Source organism: Flectobacillus sp. BAB-3569, assembly GCF_002270355.1.
GTDB lineage: Bacteria > Bacteroidota > Bacteroidia > Cytophagales > Spirosomataceae > Flectobacillus > Flectobacillus roseus.
On record NZ_NJFZ01000006.1, the window covers coordinates 442,824 to 462,167 of the forward strand.

Consider the following 19,344-nt stretch of genomic DNA (forward strand, 5'->3'; position numbering starts at 1 on the left):
TTAAATATTTTATCGGAGTTTCTTTATCCAGTTAATGATTCCCTCTATAAGTTGAGGTGCTAAAGGTAAATCTGGATTTTGATAATTTTGTTGTGATTCCTGTGGGTCTAGCGTGCCTAATTTGAGTACATGATTCATTTGTGGAATCATCAGATAAGTAGACTTTGGAGCAGCCTGATGCAAGGCTTGTCCTTCTTTTTCAGCAACTTGAATATCGGCACTGCCTTGAACAATCAAAATTGGGTTTGTGATTTTAGTAATTTCTTGGCTAGGATTATACCGCAACCACGAAATCATATAGGGCTGGATACTCGTGCGAAACAAGCTGAAAATTACCATATTTTGCATGAGTTTGGGAATAGTTTTACCTTGTTTGAGTGTTGCCAAATAGTTTTTAACAGTATCCTTTACCGAATCAGGAATGGCTTGTGGGCGAAGCTGCTCACTGATTACCTCATCGATTCCTTGAGCGATACCAGATACCGAAATATAGCCATCAACCTTTCTTTTTTGTGCCAGAAGCATTCCTAATAACGAGCCTTCCGAATGTCCAAGAACAAGTACTTTGCTAAATCGAGGGTCTTTGCGAAGTGTATCCAAAAATTGAGCGGCATCGTCGGCGCCTGTCTCAAAACGCATATCTATTTCTTTGACAGCGGTATTACTACTTTTTCCAATACCTCTCTTGTCATATCTCAAGCTTGCTATTTGATTTTTTGCCAAGCCTTCTGCCAACAATTTATAGGATTGAGCCTTTACGCCCAAAGGATTATTCCCGTCGCGGTCTGTCGGACCCGAACCTGCAATAATCAGTACAACTGGCATAGGCTTAGTTGTTTGAGGTACTAATAAGGTTCCTTCAAGATTACCTTTGGTTTGTGGTAAAACTACGATTTGTTCTTGATTTTGAGCGAAAAGATTGAACTGAGTAAATGCAACCGTCAACCATAGATAGATAAGTTTTTTTGTCATGATAGGAAAAGGGTGAAATTTTTCTGAATATTAAGTATTTATCCGATGTTAAAAAGCTTAAAGATAGCTATCGTCAGAAGTATCTCTAGTCTCAAATAGTGTAGATTTTTGCATACTCAGCAGCGTTTGAGTGAAAATACATGAATCGGTAGTTTTAAAACACGAAACATATATCTCTAAAGCCATTGAAAATTTGACAAGTTTAGCATTAAAAAAGGACAATCATCACACTTACATTTTCAAATTATCAAATCTTCAAATTACACAAATCCCCCCAAAGCCCCGTCAGGATACAATAAGTTTTTCTGTATATTAGAACCCTCAACTATTTAACGCCCTTTTACCATGCAAAGACGTGATTTTACCAAAAATCTATTAGCAGCTTCTGCCGTAAGTACGCTTTCGAGCGGTGTGTTGGAAGCAAAAAATACTTCAGCTCAACCTGCTTTTAAACTCAAATATGCACCTCATTTTGGAATGTTCGAAAATTCCGCAGGAAAAGATCCTATCGACCAACTTAAGTTTATGCACGAAATGGGTTTTCGTGCGCTTGAGGATAATGGTATGATGGACAGATCTGTGGAGGTACAAACAAAAGTCGGGGAAACTATGGCAAAGCTAGGAATGACCATGGGAGTTTTTGTGGTAAACTTTGATAACTGGCCATTACAAACTTCCTTGGCTTCGGGTAAAAAGGAATGGCGTGATAAGTTTTTACAAAGATGTAAAGAAGCCGTAGAAGTCGCCAAACGTGTGAATGCCAAGTGGATGACCGTAGTGCCAGGCAATTACGACCGTAGTATTCCCATCGGAATCCAGACTGGACATGTAATTGAGTCTTTGCGTATGGCAAGCGCCATTTTCGAACCACATGGCTTGGTGATGGTGTTGGAGGCATTAAGCGATACCCCAGATTTGTTTTTAAGAAATTCAGATCAAACCTATATGATTTGTAAGGCTGTCAATAGTCCATCGTGTAAGTTTTTGTTTGATATGTGGCACATGCAACGTAACGAGGGACATATTATTTACAACATTGACCAAACGTGGGACGAGATTGGATATTTCCAAATTGGCGACGAGCCTGGGCGTAAAGAACCAACCACAGGCGAGATGAATTACAAGAATATTTTCAAACATATTAATGCAAAGTCACAAGCAACTGGCCGTGATTTTGTTTTCGGCATGGAACATGGCAATTCGGTAAAAGGCAAAGAAGGTGAAATCAAATTGATTGAGGCCTATCGTGCTTCAGATTTATAGGATTGTCTAGATTGAGTGAATGAGTGGTTTGATGAATGAGTGATTATCCTAAAAAAGCGGTCGAAAATTGTTTTTTCGACCGCTTTTTTGATACTACTATGCTAGATTTTATTCGGCTTTAGACGCAATCATTGCGTCTCTACGTCTAGAATACAAATTGTGACATAACTACTCATACACTTTTCAAAACTCTACACTCCGCACTCCAAACTCTACTACTTAGTTCGCTTTCACACGATTTGATTCTGACTCGGAACCTGTTTGACGTGAGCGACTTGCTTTTAATTTCTGATTACCAAAACTATAACTAAACCCTAAACGAAGGTTTTGAGATGCTTCACGACTAAAGTACTTAAGGTTAATATCTTGATATTCAATAAGTCCTCTTGTTTGTTCGGTATAAAATACGTCATTCATCGCCAACGAAATCTTGCCTTTTCCTTCTAATACTTTGTATTGTAAACCAATTGTTAATGCTCCTAATGGGTTTAAAGTTAAAAACTCTTGTTGTGAACGAGTCATATACCAACCACCCATTTCCATGCTCAGTTTGTTGGTAAATTTGGCGTTAATATTAAAGTAAGCCAACCAGTTTACACGAGATTGATCAAAAGTGCCTCCTAGATAATTGGCATTGTAGGCATTGTATATCAATTGATTACCGCCGTATCCCGAAATTTTCTTTCCAATTTTGATAGGGAAGTTTAGTTCTACAAAGTAGTTTTTGTAAGTCGCTAAGTTTTCGGCAGTTGTATAGGTACGCTTTGTTGCAGGGTCTTGCTTTGGCGCATTATCCACTATGACATCGTTAGTGTTGTTGTAACCAAGCGCAAAAAATGGCTGTCCATCAAATGTCAATTGCAATTTAATTTCGTTGGTCAACTGTGGTTTCAACAATGGATTACCTCTCGTAAAAGTCAAAGAGTCAATCTGGAATTCAAATGGGTTTTGTTGTTGATAACTTGGGCGGTCGATACGACGGGTAAACGAAGTTGTAATGGCCAAGCTTTTGTTAAGCTTATGTGTTAAGAAAACACTTGGGAAAAACTGCCAATAGTTACGCTCCAACACATTTTTATTTTCAACCTGACTAAAACCCGTTGCAACGGTTTGTTCTGTACGCAAACCCGTTTGAAGTTCCCATTTTTTACCAAAACTGGTATTGTAATTTACATAAAGCGCATTGATGTTTTCTTTATAATTGAAAACATTGCTTCGTTTGGTATCTAACACCTGTTCACGATAAAAACGCAAATCGTTGTCAATCGTGGCAAAACTCATTTTTCCACCCGCTTCCAACTTGCTGTCCTTCGAAATAGGGTGTGTATAATCCAACTTTGCTGTCATAAATTGCACAGGGTTATCCACACTCTGTGAATTATTACGACGTAAACCATTGTCCACAATCGTAATCAAGTTTTGATTTTTGAGTTTGTACTGTACGTAGTCTAAATCCACGTTTAGTTCACGACCTGTACTATCAAAACTATGTTTCCAGTTGAGATTATAACCAATATTATTACGAGTAGTAGGTTGGTCGTTAAGGGTTTCGAACTGACTAGTTAATTGTTTAGTTTCTGTCGAAAATACTTTTGTAATAGCTGTACTGTTGTTGCTGCCCGAACGGTCAAAACCTGTGAGTAATATCCCGATGGTATTTTTCTTATCTAAATAATAGTCAGCGCCTAGACGTGCATTATGAACTTTGGCATCACCAGGATTCATCATGATATTCGAAAACTCATCCTTGCCAATTACACGGTCAATTTGTGTGAGTTGAAAAAACGTCCTATCCGAATACGTATAGCTTCCAAATACGTTCCACTTGCCTTTGCGGTGATTGAGCGAAAAGTTAGGAGAATATCCGCCAAAAAAGTCATTTTTACTACGATTTACGACCGTATTATCAACCATTGCACCTCTAAAGTTGAGGGCAACCGAGCCATTTGTACCAAGATTAGCATTGCGTTTCATTACAATATTTATCACAGCACCACCCGCAGCATCATATTTGGCAGAGGGATTTTTGATTACTTCGATTTTTTCGATGCTATTACTAGGCAAATCTTTCAAAACCTGATTCATATCGGTGTACTGCGATGGTTTTCCATCAATCATAATCGATACCGAAGCTTTACCCGCAATCGTGATACGGTCTTGAGCAATAATTAGCCCAGGGACTTTTTGTAAAACTTCAATAGCAGTACTTCCCACAGAAGCAGGACTATTAGCCACATTTACGACTAATTTATCGGCTCTTTGTTCCAAAAAGGGTTTCTGAGCGGTTACTGTTACTTCGTCTAAGGTCTTTGAACTTGTCTTTAAGATAATATTTTCGATGGTAACTGGTGATTGGTCTACAGAGAAAACAGCACTAAAGGCTTTTTGATAGCCCATCATCGAAATACTAATGAGGTAGCGACCTTTATTGACTGATTCAAAATGATAAACCCCAGAGGCATCCGTCAAGTTGGCTTTTACCATACTTGAATCCTTAGCTGAAAGTAGGGATACCGTGGCAAATTCGGCAGCTTGATTTTTTTCGTCAAAAACTTTACCCGTAATTTTTTGTTGAGCCAAAGCTCCAAATCCACAAAAGATAGATAGTAGTAGTGTTTGTAATAATTTCATTGGTTTAAATTTGTTAAAAGCACTTAGCCAAGTCCACTTGTAGGTTTCAAAGAGGTTTATACTTGGAATCAGATTGAATTGATAGAGAAGTTTAGTACTCCCTAGATGCAACAGAACAAAGTTAGGTTGCACACATCAATAAAAAATTTGCTTCGTGAAGAATGGAACGATAAATGGATAGGGGGCAAATTTATCTGCTTTAGGCTATATGCTGTAAGCAAAAAAGGTCCTGTCTGGTGGGGTTACTTAATTAGCAGTTTCTACTCAATTTAGGAACTCTCTGAAGGAATATTTGTTTATTCTATAAAACTTATAGATTAAATTTTTAATTTTAAAAAGGAATTAAGTTTTCAATACAAAGTAATGACGCAATTATGGAAGAATGTCTTACTTTTTTGAAGTGAAAAATTGACACGACAACTAAAAACTAGCATATGAAATTACATAAAATTATAGCCTCAGCGGCTTTAGCAATAGCAAGCTTTGGTATCACAAAAGCACAAGTAGCTCCTAAACAAGGGGTTTGGAGAGGTACTTTTAGTTTGTTTGAAGGAAAAGAGTCTCCTTTTAATTTTGAGTTAAAAGGCAAAGATGCCTATTTATTAAACGCTTCAGAGAGATTTGAGCTAAAAGGTGTTACACAAAAAGGCGATTCATTATTTATTCCTGTTGAGATTTTTGATGCTGTATTAGCAGCCAAAATCGAAAGCCCAACCACCTTGTCGGGGGTATTCAAAAAAGGCACTACTCGTATTCCATTCAAGGCATCGCAAGGTAGTCGCTATCGTTTCTTCGAAAAAGGAACACCTTCAAAGGCAAGTTTAGCAGGCAAATGGGAAGTGTATATGGGCCCTGCTACAACACCAGTGATTGGTGTATTTGAACAAAAGGGTCAAAAAATTACAGGAACATTTTTATCAAAAACGGGCGATTATCGCTATTACGAAGGAGATATCAAAGGTGATGAGTTTTATCTTTCGGCCTTTAGTGGCTCAAGTCCAGCGTTGATTATTGGTAAAATTGAAGGCAATACCATTACTGGTCAAAGCATTGGAGCTACAAGCGCTCGACCATTGAAAGGAACGAAGAATGACCAAATAGAATTACCAGATGCGTATTCATTGACGAAAGTGAAAGATGGTAAACAATTTGATTTTACTTTTCCAGATGCCTTTACAGGACAAAATACCTCGTTGAGTGATGCCAAGTACAAAGGAAAAGTGGTTATTGTAACGATTTTGGGCAGCTGGTGTCCAAACTGTATCGATGAAGCCTCTTATATGGCGCCGTGGTACAAAGCCAATAAAAATCGTGGCGTAGAAATCATTGGTTTATCTTTTGAGCGTAAAAATGACCCAGCTTTTGCAAAAACTCGTTTGGAAGCTTTGAAAAAACGATTTGACATCCAATATGACATCTTATTTGCTGGTTTGGCAGATACGCAATACGCTTCGTCGGTATTACCTGCTTTGTCTGAGATTATTTCTTTTCCAACTACCATTATTGTGGATAAATCTGGGAAAGTCGCTAAAATTCATACAGGATATTCAGGTCCAGCAACAGGAAAATACTATGATGATTTTGTAAAAGAATTTAATCATGAAATTGATGAATTATTGAAGCAAGATTTGTCAACTGGAAAATAGACGTGAGTGAGTTGTGATTTGTTGAATGAGTGATTGTTCTAAGATTTGTATTCTTTAAGCTGTAGAGACACAATACTTTAGGTCTTAAGCCAAGTTAGATATAGCATAGTAATATCAAAAAAGCGGTCGAAAAATAATTTTCGACCGCTTTTTTTGATGAATCATTATCAAATTTTGATAATGCACTAGACCGTATTTAACAGGTATAATTTTTAGCCTACTGCAAAAAGCTTAGAGCCTAAAACAGATAAAATTATTTACTGTTTTTTATCTAAAATCGCACCTACACCTGCTCCTGCACCAGCACCTAATGCTCCACCGATAACAGCTCCAGCCGCTCTATTTCTTTTGTTGACTACGGCTCCAGTTACAGCACCAACACCAGCGCCAATCAAGGCTCCTTTGGCAACTTTCGACATTTTGCTTTTTTTCTTGGTTACTGTTGGCGTACTAGCCGTATTTGTCGAAGAGCTACTTGAGCTAGAAGTCTTTTCAACTTTGGCTGGATTACTATTGTTAGCACCAGAAATGGCAGCACTAGTGCTTTGAGCACCCTCGCCAGCTGATTGAGTCACCTGAGTGGTTGGTGTTGCTTTTTGCATTGAGTCAATCACCATTTGTTTTACTTCTTGCGCTTGAGCGACCATTTTCATCGAATCAATGGCAGCTTTTTTTGCTAATTCGATAGCAGCTTTATCATCTGTTTTTTGTTGGCAAGAAGCCAAGCCAAGAATGGCTGTTGCGAAAATCAAAATTAACTTTTTCATAAATTTTACGTGTTAGTATAAAGCAATTGATTACTTATGTGTTGTTTTAAAATAATTGCTTTATGAATGTTTGACAGTACAAAGTTGAAAGCAGAAAAATCTGTTTCTTTGACATATTAACGTAATTCGTACTCGTTTGGGTTTGCTCCTGATTGGTAATTGAGTAAATGGTCAGATTTTTCAAGGAGGATTATTCACCTATTGAATTGAGTGATTTGAGTTTGAGTGGATGAGTGATTATGTTAAAATTTATATTCTAGCCGTAGAGATATAATGCTTTGCGTCTTAAGCCGAGTCCAGTATCAAAAAAAGTGGTCGAAAAACAATTTTCGACCACTTTTTACTAAAATATTGAGTGAATAACCTTTAGATGAAAAGCATTACGTCTCTACAAGTGAATCACACATTTTCAAATTTTCAAATCCTCCCATCTTCAAATCTTCAAATCTTCAAATTTTCAAATCTTCAAATTCTCTCATCTTCAAATCAAAAACTATTTCTTTTTCAAAGTCATCAAAAACTCTACTAGATCGACTAATTCTTGTTGGGACATCCCGTCTGCTAAGCCTGTTGGCATCATCGAATTGCTTTGCATTTTCATCGACTTGATAGCGCTAGTCTTTATATTTTGAACAATACCTCCAGGCATTTTTAAAACAACATCAGTTTCGGTTTTGGAAGCAACAATTCCGACTAGTTGCGTGCCATCTTTGAGTTTGATATCCCAACCTTCATAGCCAAAACTAATACCCGCATCTGGATGTAAGATGGCTAGATATTGCCCTTCTTTTGCCAATTTGCCACCTATTTCCGAAAGTTTTGGACCAAAATCCATTCCTTCGCCATTGACTTGATGACATACCGAACAGTTGTTGGCAAATACCTGTGCACCATTTTTCGGATTACCTGTCAACGCAATGAGTTCTGAAATAGGAGGGAGCTTTTTGGTAGCGGTATTACTAGCACCTAAATATTTGGCAGCATCAACACGTACCGAACGACGCCAAGCGCGGCTCACGCCTTCTACTGCCACAGGAATTAACTCCTTCTTGATTTTTTTTGTTTTTAATAACTCTAACACAAGGTCTTCGCCATTGCCACTACCGCCCAAATAACGAGTCGCCTCACGATGGATATTGGCGCTATATTTAGGATTAAACATGGCATCCTGTAATAATGTCAACTGCGTTTTTCCTCCATTCCAACGAATCGCACCAAGAATCTTAATGGCTAAATCTTCTTGTTTAGGATTATTGATGATATTTTTAGCCAATTGAACCCCTTGTGGAGATTTGAATAGAGCATTCCCCGCATCGCCAACTTTTTCACCTTTGCCAATCATACTAATCAAGCGCTCGTTGCCTTCTGGTAGGGTATATTTGTCTTGTAATTGTACAAATTCTTTGTCGTCGAGATTATTCATTAATTGTACCAAGGCATTTTTGGCAATCGGAGATGTTTTAACAAACTCGGCATCCAAATGGCTTAATGCCAAACGATTAATTTGATTCTGTTCTGGCGAACTACCATTTAGCATGCCTAAAAGTGCCGAAGATTTTTCAGGACCTTTCACAAAATCAAAAGCACGGAAATAACGCAAGCGTTCTTTTAAGGCGATACTTGGGTCTGTAGCCAAAGAAGCTAATAGTTTCACGGATTGGGCACTTCTCGAACGCCAAACAATATCTTTTCCAGAAGCAGAGTTTGTTGGATTCTGATTTTGGGATAAATAGGCGCTAAAGCAAGCATCCCAATTGTCTTCGGCACCGATACCCAAAGCTTCCAAATACCAGCGGTCTTTACCATCGTGCTGCGATGCCAAAGTTGCCCACAACTGGCTAGCTTTAGGATTTTTTTGTCCATACAAAGCTATCGCACACTCTCTGCGCACATGAGGGTCTGTGTCTTTTGCTAATTTTTCTACATAGTCTAAAATCTCTAATTTACTTTGTCGAGCAGCTCGCAATCCAGCAATACGAATATCAGGGTTGGCATCTTGAATAGCTTGGTTGATATACTTTTGAGCATCTACTAGTTTGACCAATGCCCAAAAAGCCCTAGCACGAACTCTTGGGTTATCATTTTTCCAGTAAGAAACCAATGCATTTTCTGAGCTTTTTCCCACTTTGGTCAAAGCTTCCCACGCCAAGTAGCGAGTAGCAATATTAGGACTTTGGAGTGCTTTAGCTGCACCTTCAGCTGTGCTAAAATCTTGTTTGGGAACAGAATAAGGCGTTTGAGGAGGGGCAATACGATAAATACGTCCACGAGTTAGATCACCTGCTTGGTGTCCTCCAACGCCTGGGTCATACCAGTCAGCGACAATGAGTGAGCCATCTGGAGCAACGCATACATCAGCAGGACGAAACCATTGGTCAGTTTCATTTTTCATGATATTCACAATTTGTGCGGCATAACCAGCCCCTTTCTTGGTTACAGGATAAGAGCGCACGACGTTGTGTCCTGGCTCACAGTGAATCATTTGACCATAAAACTGTTTGGGTAACAAATCGCCTTCATATAGAACCATTCCCGTTGGCGAGCCTGAGCCTGTTTGTAATAGGTTGGGCACTGTACCGGGGTCGTTCAAATGCCAGTGGCGCAAAGGAATTTCTTCCTCCATATTGGTGCGAGGATATCCCCACGAAGCACGTGTCATTTGGTCTTTATAGCCATAGTTACCATATTCCATCACAAAATTGATACGCACGCCTTTATTGCCATCATCGTCGTTGTCTGATTGCCACAGTGTTCCATACGAATCAACCGCTACTTCGTAGTTGTTTCTAAAATTTTGTGCCAAACATTCTACTTCTGAACCATCGAGGTTACAACGGAATAGCATTCCTTCTTGGAAGTTTTTTCGAGAAATTTCTCTTCCAAATTGGTCTTTAACGAGGTTTCCTTTGGCATCTTTCAACTGACGACCTTCATTCCCAAAGTTAAAATACAGCTTTCCATCTGGTCCAAATACAAAAGTATGTACGCCATGATCGTGTTGTTCGCCTTCAATTCCTTGGAATAAAATCTCTTTTTTGTCGGCTTTATCATCCCCATCAGTATCGGTCAATTTCCAAACATAAGGGCTTTGAGAGACAATCACCACGTTGTTGAGTACAGAGATACCCAATGGAGCATTAATTTCTGGACCTTGATAAAACACTTTACTTATATCTGCTTTGCCATCACCGTTGGTATCTTCTAAAATCACAATTCTATCACCTTCTTTGTGGGTAGGGTTGCCCGTGATAGAAGGTCTATAATTGTAAGCTTCTAAAACCCATACACGACCTTTTGCATCCACATCAATATCAGTTGGATTGATGAGCATGGGTTCGGTCGCAAAAGTACTTACGGTAAGACCATCTACCATTTTAACCCCTTTGAGTGCATTATCAGGTAACCGTTTTTGATTTTCGGTCAGTAGGGAGTCTACATAATGATTAATAAATCGACTTTTGGGCGAAAATTGATATGCGGTGCCCAAAAGCACACCACCGAGCAAGACTGTAGGAATCAGTACCTTAGATTTTTGAGAAAGTTTGTTTAACATAAGTTTTGGAAGAAAGGGCTTTGGTAAATTATGTACAAGGGAACAGGCACAAAGGCGCAAAGTGATTAAGGGTAAATTGTAAAAACACGGTAAAGTAAGTGAGCAAAATTAGAATTAGGTTATGTGTTTAGGCACTAGGCAACAGGCACAAGGCAAAGAGTGTTAAAATGTTTTAGTAACTACAGAAATGCTTTTTTCCAAAACCCACTGCCGAAAGCCGTTACCTGAAAGCCCTGAGCATAATCTTAAATTTTATTTTGTGTACATACTTAAGTATTAGTGCTGAATTACGAGTTGTGAATTGTGAATGTAAAATTCTAATTATCAGCATCTTACATTTTCTATTGATTAAATATTATTTTGCACGATTACTTAGGTAAGTGAGCAAAATTAGATTTAAGTTATGTGTTTAGGCACTAGGCACAAGGCAAAGAGTGTTAAAATGTTTTAGTAATTACAGAAATGCTTTGTTTCCAAAACCCACTGCCGAAAGCCGTTACCTGAAAGCCGTAAGCATTAGACAAGCATAACTTTTTGCCTTGTACCTGTTGCCTAGAACCTAATTCTATGATCCACTTATTAATCAAATACGTGTCTTTTTTACACAATATCAAATATAAAAGTAAAATATTGGATTAAATCTATTTTAAATAGGATACTATGCTAAAAGTAAAAAGGAGATAACATTATTTTATGTGTCTTTACATGGGTTTGAACCAAGAAAAAAGGCTACCGTTTCCAGTAGCCTTCAAAACTAAATTTCTTCTTCTTTGATAACCCCCAAATTAATAAGCCAGAGATAAGCCACAAAGAGGTATTCATAGTAGGTAATAAAATTGCTGACCTTATGCAGGCTCGTAACTAATACGATATTGAAAGCGCCCATTAATATCAACACGCCCGTAATAGACAAAGGAAGCCATTTTCTGTTTTTGATAAAACCCATAGAAAAACATTGAGATAGTGGGATGATAATCGTAAAACAAAACAATAAGCAGATCCAACCTGCGGTTGCTCCAGTGGTAAAGTAATAAATGGTGGAGGCTATTCCGCCTACTAAGCCTATTCCTACGATTTCGGAAGCCCTTTTTTCGGTAGGGGATAATGCCAAATTCCCGAATTTATTTAATCTTAAAAATAAATTCCCAAGCGGTTCTATAATCCAACTCACATAAAACACTACCACTACTAATAGATAAATAGGCAATATCCATGGGTATTGGTCACTCAAATCGCCAAGGTAGTTTGCACCCATCATCAACCCAATGATAATCGCTAACTGCACTAGTCCGTTATGTTTCGATAAGAAAAAGCTAAAAGCCAGAAACTGACGATAAATCCAATTTTGAGACTTGATACTTTCTATCATCCCATGACGAGCAAATTTCATGTTTGGGTCAAGGCGTAGGGCTTCTGCAAAATGTGTTTTGGCTTGTTCTACTTCCTGATTTTGTAACAATGCCCAACCGATATTGGCATGGCTAAAAGCATCGTTTGGATTGTTGTACAAAGTTTCTTCCATGCTATCCTGCAACAACTCGGTATGCCCTAGTTGATTGAGGCAAATGGTTTGGTAGTTGAGACAAGCATTATTATCGGGTTCTAACTCAAGACCTTTATGGACATATTTGAGTGCTTCGCTCCAAGATTTTCTTTGGATATATATTGCAGACAATACAGCCCAAAATTCAGCAACAAAAGGGTTTAATTGAATGGCTTGTCGGATATAATCTTCGGCTACGGCAAGCTGGTCTTTTTGCAAAGCCATAGTTGCCTTCAAGTAGACGCCAAGTGCTGATTTGGGATGATAGTGACAAATTTCGTCGGTAAAAAAATTAGCAGAAGTATAATCTGATAAAGCTAAATAACAGAGAACCAATTCCGCCAGAACAAATTCGTGGGTTGGTTCTAAATCTAGCGCTTTGGTTAATTCCGTTATGGCCTCCTTTGGCTTATTGTTAGTACGCAGTCGAACGCCTTGTTCCAGATAATGCTCGGCAGTATTCATTGCAAATAGTGTGTCTGATGGTTTATGGTAAAGGTAGGACGGTGTAAAAGGAAGTATTGAACTTTCTCACAAATCCACTTTTTACTGTATATAAAACTAAAGTTGATAGAAAATTAGTACAGAAACAGGATAACAAATTGATGTTCTATAGGCTGTCAGTCGATAAGTTATAGCTTTCAAAACACTTTAGCCCTCTGAACCTTTGTGCATTTAAAGCTCATTTACCACTCTAACTTTCCTGTTTTTTTATATTGTTCCAAGGCTTTTTTGATTTCTTTAATTCTGTGGTCAGGGTCGGGGTGACTACTTTGAAACTCCGATGGGCGATTTGGTCCCGCAGCTTGTTTCAATACTTCCATCACATCTACCATTTGCATGGGGTCATATCCAGCTTCGAGCATATATTTTACGCCAAATTTATCCGCTTCAAGTTCGTCGTTACGACCATATTTGAGCGTAATCATTTTGCCAACATATTGAGCAATAGCTGCAGAGTTATTGTGACTGTAAGGGTCAGAGGTAGCTGTCACTGCCGCCGAAAGTAGTCCACTAGTAAGTTCGTCTTTAGCCATTTGTTGTGCCGAGTGGCGACCAATCACATGGCCAACTTCATGCCCTAATACTCCTGCTAATTGATCTTCAGTGGTGAGTTTTTTCAACAAACCATACGTAATAAATATCTGTCCCCCAGGCAAAGCAAAGGCATTGATGGTATTGGGGTCGGCCAAAAGATAGAAATTGAACTGATAAGGCGATTTTGATGCTTCGGAGTTGTTTACCACCTTGCTACCAATTGTTTTGACCAAATCTTGAAGTTTTTGATTTTGGTATAACCCACCAAATTCGGCAGCCATTTGCGGTGCCGATTGTAAACCCATAGAGATTTCTTGCTGCGGAGTCATGGTTACAGCCTGTCTTTTTCCAGTAACTGGATTTACCTGCATTTTGGAAAAATAAGAGAAAATCGATACGACAGCCAGTACTAAACCAACCAATAATCTTGAGCGAAGATTGCCTAAATTCATGTTTGTCAAAGATTTTATAGAGAAAATAAGTATCAACTTAAATAGATGGTGAGAGGGCTTTCTGCTTTCGGCTAATAGTAAAAGTATCTGTAGCGATAAAAAACACTTCAAATCTATTGGTCTGCTACCTTTTACCTGACTACTCAACCAACTCACTTTCTTAAAAGTATTACATTTTAGAAAAATATACTCGCGTGCAAACGAACTTATTACTGTAATTTCAGGAAAATTAAGAAACTATCAAGTGCTTTCAAAATAATGACGAACTCATCGGTAGAAGTAACATTTGTATCGCCAAAACCTCAATCGCTGTTAAATAATGTTAAATCTTTATACGCTATGCTTGAAATAGTCGTTGAAATACAGAAATTTGAGTTTAGGCTATGGTATAAGCTTACAACTTGAATTGTGCTCGAGTAATATTCAACACAAAAACACTTTAAAGTCTGTAAATACCTACTCATTACAAGTAAATTGCCTAAGAACTTAACTTTCAAACTCAAAACTTTTTTGTAAATTTGCATTCTTATGCGAAAACATTTTTTATTATTCATATTTTTTGCCTTCATCTTAGCCTCATGTGGTAAATTCGAGAAAATCAGAAAACTTACTGATGAAAAGAAAAAATACGCAGCGGCTATCGAATATTACAAAAAAGGCGAGTACGACAAGGCTGGAATTTTGTTTGAAGAAATTCTCCCTTCCTTGACTGGTACCGATCAGCAAGAGTTGGTGACTTTCTACCAAGCATATTGTGATTATCACACAGGCAACTTTGAAATGGCAAACTTCCGTTTCAAACGTTTTGCTGAAACTTTTGCTCGTAGTGAGTATGTAGAAGAAGCGGTTTATATGTCAGCCTATGCGTTGTTCAAAAACTCTCCCTCTTACAACCTCGACCAAAGTGGTACTTTGTCGGCTATCAATGAGCTTCAAAGCTTTATTAATAACAACCCAGATAGTAAGTTCCGTACCGAAGCATCAGATTTGATTAAGGATTTGCGTAAAAAATTGGAGCGTAAAGCTTACGAAAAAGCGAAATTGTATCACAAAACATCGCCTTTCAATATAGCATCCTTGAAGTCGTCGGTAATTGAAATTGCTAACTTTCAAAAGGACTATCCAGATTCAGAGTTTAGCGAAGAGTTATATTATCTAAAAGTAGTATCTCAATACGACTTGGCGGTAAGTACGATTGAAACTAAACAGTTGGAACGCTACAGAGACGTAGTGAAATTTTACCAAGAATTGATAGATAAATATCCTGGCAGTAGTTATCTGAAAAAAGCCGAAAAGCTTTATGATATTAGCATGAAAGCTTCAGACCGCTTGGCAAAATTAGAAGAAGAATACAGAAAGGCACGCGAAAAAGAGAAATCAAATACTACGAAAGTAGGCGCAGCCGAAAATCAAAAATAATTTTTGAACCCTTTATTGGGAACGAGAGTTAATATATTGTTCAATTCAGTCAGAATTAAAATAGCATTAATAATATGGCAACCAATCCATCAATCATCACTAGAGATGTAGATAAACTTGCAATTAAAGCAGGTGGTAACACTTATGAGGCAGTAGCAATTATCTCAAAACGTGCTAGACAAATTGCCCTCAAAACTAAAGAAGAATTGAACGCTAAATTGGCGGATTTTGCTTCTTCAGTAGACAACTTGGAAGAGATTTTCGAAAACCGTGAGCAAATCGAAATTTCTAAGTTTTATGAGAGATTGCCAAAGCCAACATCTTTAGCTATCGACGAGTTTACAGAAGACAAATTTACTTTCCGTCTTCCTGGTCAAACTAGCCAAACTGAAGAATAAGATTGACAACAATGACTTTGTAGTCTTGTTTCAATAACAATATTTTTCTTAAAAGGGTCAGATGTATTGCATCTGACCCTTTTATTTTGTTGTAAATTGCTTTCGAAAACAACAATTCTCTAAAGAATCTCAAATGATACTCAATAATAAAAAAATCCTTTTGGGGGTTTCGGGTAGTATTGCGGCCTATAAAATTGCTTTTTTGACTAGACTTTTGGTAAAAGAAGGAGCAGAGGTAAAAATAGTGATGACTCAGGCGGCTAAAGAATTTACTACGCCCCTCACACTGGCAACACTCTCGAAAAATCCCGTTGTTTCAGAATTTATCAAAGACTCAACGGGGGTATGGAACAATCACGTGGATTTGGGTTTGTGGGCCGACGTAATGCTGATTGCTCCTGCTACAGCACATACTTTGTCGAAATGTGCCAATGGTATCTGTGATGATTTGTTGACGGCTGTATATCTGTCAGCAAAATGTCCCGTGTATTTTGCACCTGCCATGGACTTGGATATGTATCAGCATCCGAGTACTTTACATAATCTCGAAAAACTCCAAGAATATGGCAATACCATCATTCAAGCAGGTTTTGGAGAGCTAGCTTCAGGTTTGGTAGGCGAAGGTCGAATGGCAGAACCTGAGCAATTGCTTGAACATTTGAAGAAATTTTTTGCATATCAACCAAGTTTGGCACAAAAAAAGGTATTAATTACCGCAGGTCCTACACAAGAAGATATTGACCCTGTTCGCTATATTAGTAATCATTCTACTGGAAAAATGGGATATGCCATTGCTAATCAGTTTGCTAAAGCTGGAGCAGAGGTGATTTTGGTGAGTGGCCCTACTAATCAGCCATTGCCAGATACCCATATTCATTTGGTAAAAGTGCGTTCGGCGCAACAAATGTTTGAAGCTACACAAACGCATTTTTATGATGCGGATATTATTGTCTTGGCAGCTGCAGTGGCAGATTATACTCCTGCAACGGTAGCAGATAAAAAAATAAAAAAGAAGGAAGCTACGTTTAATATTGAATTGGCTAAAACCATAGATATTGCCAAAACATTAGGTGCTGAAAAGCAAGAGCATCAAATCTTGGTAGGTTTTGCCCTCGAAACTGATAATGAGATGGAAAATGCCATCGGGAAGCTCAAATCTAAGAATTTGGATATGATTGTATTAAATTCTTTACAAAATAAAGGGGCAGGTTTTGGTCATGATACCAATCAAGTGACTATTATTACCAAAGATGGAACATTGCATGAATTTAGCCTCAAAAGCAAAACGGATGTTGCCTCTGACATCGTGAATGCGATTCAGCAATTGAGTTTGTAGAGATCATTTTTACCGTATAAACGAATAACGTATTTATGAAATCATTACTAAAAATAGTACTGATAGGACTGTTGGGAATGTTGAGTCAGACTATGTATGCTCAAGAGTTGAGTTGTACAGTGTCTATTAACACCGATCAGATTCAAGTCAATGAGCAACGCGGTGCTACACAGATATACAACGAAATCCAATCGGTACTTCAGGAATTTATGAATAACCGTCGCTGGACGAATGATAATTTTTTACCTGAAGAAAAAATCAAGTGTTCGCTCAATATCATTATCACTCGTGCTAGTGCCAGTGGTGATTATGAGGCAAATGCTCGTTTTCAAGTAATACGCCCAGTGTATGGCACCACCTACGAAACTGTAATTCTAAATTACATTGACAAAAGTTTTAACTTTAAATATTTGTCAGGAACGCCTTTGTATTACAACGACAACAACTATACCGATAATTTGACGCATCTTTTGGCTTTCTATTCGTATGTTGCTTTGACTTTTGATTATGATACATTTAGCAAATTTGGCGGTGATAAATATGCTCAGAAGTTGCTCAATGTCGTAAACCTTGCACAAAATGCGGGTGGGTCATGGGCGCCTTCGACTGATGTAAGAAGTCGCTATTTTTTAGCTGAAAATCTACTAAATCAGCAATTGCTTCCTATTCGTGAAGGATATTATAATTATCATCGTTTGGCTTTGGACAATTTTGGCAGCAATCCTGTAGAGGCTCGAAAACAAATTACGGCGTATCTCAATACGATCAAGCAGGCCAATGCCAATAAGCCTGGGCAATTGCTCAGTCGTTTGATTTTTGAAGCAAAATCGCCAGAGTTAATCAATATTTATACTGATGCTCCAAGTGAAGAACGTAAAAAAGTAAGTGCTTTACTGTCGTCACTAGATCCTCTCAATTCTGACCAATATCGTAAGCTAGCTAAATAATCATATTTCAGTAAGCTCGAAAATTGCATAAGCCTGCCCTGTAGGGGTGGGCTTATTGTTTTATAGGGGCATTGTTGTAAATTTCGATTCTAATTCAATTCCTCAAATCCCCTTTTCTATGAAAAATACTATAAGTTTGGCATCGCTTGCCCTGTTGGCTGGTGTAGGTTTAAGTAGTTTTATAAGCCATCTTACTGATACTCCCAATTGGCAATTTTCGCCATTTACCAAAGTCGATGCCGTAAATCCAGTTTTGACGCCTTCCAATAAACAAATTTTTACTTGCCCAATTCTAAAAAAAGAGGTCAAATGGGAAGAAAAAGACGTATTTAATCCTGCCGCTGTTGTGCGTGAAGGCAAGGTGTATTTGGTGTATCGCGCCGAAGATAAAATCGGCAAATTTGCTGGAACTTCTCGGTTAGGATTAGCTATTTCTACCGATGGTTTGCATTTCAAAAAAGAAGCAAAACCTATTTTTTACCCTGAAAATGATGCCCAAAAACCACTAGAATGGGAAGGCGGTTGCGAAGATCCTCGTATTGTCGAAAGTGCTCAAGGGCAATATATCATGACTTACACTTCTTATGATGGTAAAACAGCCAGACTAATGTTGGCAACTTCCAAAGATTTGCGCAAATGGACTAAGCATGGACTCGTTTTCAAAGCTCCCAAACATCATAATACATGGTCAAAGTCGGGTGCAATTGTGGTGGATAAAGTAGGTGACAAAATGATTGCTAAGAAAATTAATGGAAAGTATTGGATGTATTGGGGCGATACCGATTTGTTTATGGCAACGTCAACAGACTTACTTAATTGGACGCCAGTCGAAGATGCAAAAGGGCAATTAGTATCTGTACTGAAACCAAGAAAAGGCTATTTTGATAGCAAATTGGTAGAGCCAGGACCTTATGCTTTGTTTACTACAAGAGGTATTGTTCTACTTTATAATAGCGCCAACAATGGTCAAACTGGGGATAAATCTTTGCCAGATATGACTTATAGCGCAGGTCAGGCTTTATTTGATGCTAGTAATCCTACGGCATTGAAAGACCGCGCTAAAAAATATTTCATGACTCCGAATAAGCCTTATGAAATAACGGGGCAGGTAAATAATGTATGTTTTGTGGAAGGCATGGCCTTTTTTAAAAATCAGTGGTTTTTGTATTATGGCACCGCCGATTCAAAAATTGCAGTTGCTACTAGCAAAGGAATCTCGGATTTCTGAAACAAAGTAAGATACCTTTCTTTAAACTAAGGAGTAAAAAGAAGTTATGGGTTAATAGTAATCTACTGTTTAATCACTAAACCACTTAATTCGGTATGATTTGTATTTAAAAATGAGAAAAAATCCCCAGTACAATATCCCAAATCCCCAA

13 protein-coding genes are annotated in these 19,344 nt (G+C 38.1%); 7 read left to right on the forward strand and 6 right to left on the reverse strand.

The window, feature by feature from the left end:
- Positions 1-9 precede the first annotated feature (9 nt).
- Positions 10-972 carry an alpha/beta hydrolase gene (locus BWI92_RS07695; protein ID WP_095161561.1) on the reverse strand — a complete coding sequence of 321 codons (963 nt, stop codon included), beginning with the start codon at positions 970-972 and terminating at the stop codon, positions 10-12.
- A gap of 345 nt (positions 973-1,317) precedes the next feature.
- On the opposite strand from BWI92_RS07695, the gene BWI92_RS07700 reads away from it, so the two are divergent.
- Positions 1,318-2,235 (forward strand): hydroxypyruvate isomerase family protein, encoded by a 918-nt coding sequence (locus tag BWI92_RS07700; RefSeq protein WP_095161563.1) that lies wholly within the window; start codon positions 1,318-1,320, stop codon positions 2,233-2,235.
- Between the two features lie 219 nt (positions 2,236-2,454).
- On the opposite strand, the gene BWI92_RS07705 is transcribed toward BWI92_RS07700, so the two are convergent.
- The gene (locus tag BWI92_RS07705; RefSeq protein ID WP_095161565.1) at positions 2,455-4,866 is read right to left on the reverse strand and encodes a TonB-dependent receptor domain-containing protein; all 2,412 of its coding nucleotides are present in this window, start codon (positions 4,864-4,866) and stop codon (positions 2,455-2,457) included.
- 434 nt (positions 4,867-5,300) lie between these two features.
- On the opposite strand from BWI92_RS07705, the gene BWI92_RS07710 reads away from it, so the two are divergent.
- Positions 5,301-6,512, forward strand: a complete 1,212-nt coding sequence (locus BWI92_RS07710) for a peroxiredoxin (RefSeq protein ID WP_095161567.1) — start codon at positions 5,301-5,303, stop codon at positions 6,510-6,512.
- A gap of 257 nt (positions 6,513-6,769) precedes the next feature.
- On the opposite strand, the gene BWI92_RS28105 is transcribed toward BWI92_RS07710, so the two are convergent.
- From BWI92_RS28105 to BWI92_RS07730, 4 genes are all read right to left on the reverse strand, one after another.
- Positions 6,770-7,279 (reverse strand): YMGG-like glycine zipper-containing protein, encoded by a 510-nt coding sequence (locus BWI92_RS28105; protein WP_095161569.1) that lies wholly within the window; start codon positions 7,277-7,279, stop codon positions 6,770-6,772.
- A 493-nt stretch (positions 7,280-7,772) separates the two neighbouring features.
- Positions 7,773-10,832, reverse strand: a complete 3,060-nt coding sequence (locus BWI92_RS07720; protein WP_095161571.1) for a PVC-type heme-binding CxxCH protein — start codon at positions 10,830-10,832, stop codon at positions 7,773-7,775.
- Positions 10,833-11,586: 754 nt separating this feature from the next.
- Positions 11,587-12,840 (reverse strand): lipopolysaccharide assembly protein LapB, encoded by a 1,254-nt coding sequence (locus tag BWI92_RS07725; protein ID WP_095161573.1) that lies wholly within the window; start codon positions 12,838-12,840, stop codon positions 11,587-11,589.
- Positions 12,841-13,061: 221 nt separating this feature from the next.
- A complete protein-coding gene (locus tag BWI92_RS07730; protein WP_095161575.1) occupies positions 13,062-13,865 on the reverse strand; it encodes a M48 family metalloprotease in 804 nt (267 codons plus the stop codon).
- 528 nt (positions 13,866-14,393) lie between these two features.
- Here BWI92_RS07730 and BWI92_RS07735 point away from each other — a divergent pair.
- From BWI92_RS07735 to BWI92_RS07755, 5 genes are all read left to right on the forward strand, one after another.
- Entirely contained in the window at positions 14,394-15,284 is an 891-nt protein-coding gene (locus BWI92_RS07735) for an outer membrane protein assembly factor BamD (protein WP_095161577.1), read from the forward strand.
- A 74-nt stretch (positions 15,285-15,358) separates the two neighbouring features.
- Complete coding sequence (locus BWI92_RS07740) at positions 15,359-15,682, forward strand: DNA-directed RNA polymerase subunit omega (RefSeq protein WP_095161579.1); 324 nt, start codon at positions 15,359-15,361, stop codon at positions 15,680-15,682.
- A gap of 133 nt (positions 15,683-15,815) precedes the next feature.
- The gene (gene coaBC, locus BWI92_RS07745; RefSeq protein ID WP_095161581.1) at positions 15,816-17,018 is read left to right on the forward strand and encodes a bifunctional phosphopantothenoylcysteine decarboxylase/phosphopantothenate--cysteine ligase CoaBC; all 1,203 of its coding nucleotides are present in this window, start codon (positions 15,816-15,818) and stop codon (positions 17,016-17,018) included.
- 35 nt (positions 17,019-17,053) lie between these two features.
- A complete protein-coding gene (locus BWI92_RS07750) occupies positions 17,054-17,965 on the forward strand; it encodes a DUF4835 family protein (RefSeq protein ID WP_095161583.1) in 912 nt (303 codons plus the stop codon).
- Positions 17,966-18,083: 118 nt separating this feature from the next.
- On the forward strand, positions 18,084-19,193 hold the full coding sequence (locus BWI92_RS07755; RefSeq protein ID WP_095161585.1) for a glycoside hydrolase family 130 protein: 1,110 nt from the start codon (positions 18,084-18,086) through the stop codon (positions 19,191-19,193).
- Positions 19,194-19,344: the final 151 nt, after the last annotated feature.

Coding starts and splice junctions, on each gene's coding strand:
- BWI92_RS07720 (WP_095161571.1), bottom strand. CDS start 10,832: ATGTTAAACAAACTTTCTCAAAAATCTAAGGTACTGATTCCTACAGTC.
- BWI92_RS07710 (WP_095161567.1), top strand. CDS start 5,301: ATGAAATTACATAAAATTATAGCCTCAGCGGCTTTAGCAATAGCAAGC.
- BWI92_RS07705 (WP_095161565.1), bottom strand. CDS start 4,866: ATGAAATTATTACAAACACTACTACTATCTATCTTTTGTGGATTTGGA.
- coaBC (WP_095161581.1), top strand. CDS start 15,816: ATGATACTCAATAATAAAAAAATCCTTTTGGGGGTTTCGGGTAGTATT.
- BWI92_RS07730 (WP_095161575.1), bottom strand. CDS start 13,865: ATGAATTTAGGCAATCTTCGCTCAAGATTATTGGTTGGTTTAGTACTG.
- BWI92_RS07700 (WP_095161563.1), top strand. CDS start 1,318: ATGCAAAGACGTGATTTTACCAAAAATCTATTAGCAGCTTCTGCCGTA.
- BWI92_RS07740 (WP_095161579.1), top strand. CDS start 15,359: ATGGCAACCAATCCATCAATCATCACTAGAGATGTAGATAAACTTGCA.
- BWI92_RS07695 (WP_095161561.1), bottom strand. CDS start 972: ATGACAAAAAAACTTATCTATCTATGGTTGACGGTTGCATTTACTCAG.
- BWI92_RS07725 (WP_095161573.1), bottom strand. CDS start 12,840: ATGAATACTGCCGAGCATTATCTGGAACAAGGCGTTCGACTGCGTACT.
- BWI92_RS07755 (WP_095161585.1), top strand. CDS start 18,084: ATGAAAAATACTATAAGTTTGGCATCGCTTGCCCTGTTGGCTGGTGTA.
- BWI92_RS28105 (WP_095161569.1), bottom strand. CDS start 7,279: ATGAAAAAGTTAATTTTGATTTTCGCAACAGCCATTCTTGGCTTGGCT.
- BWI92_RS07750 (WP_095161583.1), top strand. CDS start 17,054: ATGAAATCATTACTAAAAATAGTACTGATAGGACTGTTGGGAATGTTG.
- BWI92_RS07735 (WP_095161577.1), top strand. CDS start 14,394: ATGCGAAAACATTTTTTATTATTCATATTTTTTGCCTTCATCTTAGCC.